At 43.0% G+C, this 1,185-nt stretch carries 1 protein-coding gene; it reads left to right on the top strand.

The genetic code is table 11. The features are described from left to right. The first annotated feature begins 136 nt into the window (after window positions 1-136). A complete protein-coding gene (locus tag Q0198_RS04230; protein WP_297895377.1) occupies window positions 137-1,048 on the top strand; it encodes a LysR family transcriptional regulator in 912 nt (303 codons plus the stop codon). Window positions 1,049-1,185 lie beyond the last annotated feature (137 nt).

The raw sequence follows: 1,185 nt of genomic DNA, 5'->3' as shown, positions 1-1,185 counted from the left end.
GCCCCTTTACTTAGAGATTTTTTAATCTTAAAGATTAATGTCGTAATTTTATATTAAATCTTTATGTAAGTCAAATGTTATTTGGTATATAATTTAATAGCTAAAGGCTATAAAATTTCAACCGAAGGGGCAAAAAATGAGCCTGCGACATATGGAATTTGCGGTAAAAATTTCGGAGCTTAAAAGCTTTACAAAAGCGGCGAACGAACTTGGAATAGCGCAGCCGTCGCTTTCAAAGAGCATTATGCTTTTAGAAAAGGAGCTCGGGATCGAAATTTTCGATAGAAAAAACGGCCTTGAGCTTACATACGCGGGCGAAATTTACATCGCCAGAGCGAAAAATATGCTTAGGCTTAATAAGGAGCTAAATAACGAAATCCGCGGGCTTTCGTCTATCAAGACGGGTAAGCTCGTCATCGGCGCGACCTCGACCAGCTTTAAATTTATCGAAAAGATCATCGCGGTCTTTTGCAGTAGGTTTTCGAAGGCTGATATCAGGATCGTGCATGTCCACTCCGAGCCCGCGCTCATCGAGATGCTAAAAAGCGGTGAGCTTGACATCGTCTATGCCGCGCACTTCGGCGAGCTTTCTGCGGAGGGGCTTGAGTGCGAGTTTATAAAAAAGCGCAGGCTGCTTCTAAGCGTCTGCTCCTCGCATCCTGCCGTTTCGCGAGCTAGTATAAATTCTACCGAGAAATACCCTAAAATCGCACTTAGCGAGTTTAAATCCGATAAATTTGCAATTAGCAGTAAAATTTTAAAAAGCGAATCGAACTTCAAAAAGATATTTGAAAACGCCGGCTTTACGCCTCAAATTTTCTGTGACACCTCCTATTTTTACGTGGCTAACGCGATGGTCGCGGCGGGGCTTTGCGTGAGTTTCAGCTTCGCACGGTACATTTTTGAGACGCAGAAAGACTACATCACGCTCTTTGACGTCGCTGATGAGCCGCTTTTGGACGTGTCGTTTTCGGTCGTGTATAAAAAGCCCTCCAAGCTCGCAAAGGAATTTATAAAGATGATAAAAGCGGGCAAAAGCGGCGAGTAGGGCGCGCGGGTTCAAATTTAATAACGCGCCGCGAGGCGCTGCGACCAAAAGGCTTTTAAAATTTCATCTTGTAATTTTGCTTTTTAAATTTAAGCTCGCAGCTTGCTTGGTCGAAATTTTATCTAAAATTTTTATTT

This window comes from uncultured Campylobacter sp., from assembly GCF_938045205.1.
GTDB lineage: Bacteria > Campylobacterota > Campylobacteria > Campylobacterales > Campylobacteraceae > Campylobacter_B.
This window is presented reverse-complemented; position numbering and strand designations above follow the sequence as displayed.

Bases quoted from the DNA above. Each gene is read 5' to 3' on its own strand.
- Q0198_RS04230 (WP_297895377.1), top strand. From the start codon at position 137: ATGAGCCTGCGACATATGGAATTTGCGGTAAAAATTTCGGAGCTTAAA.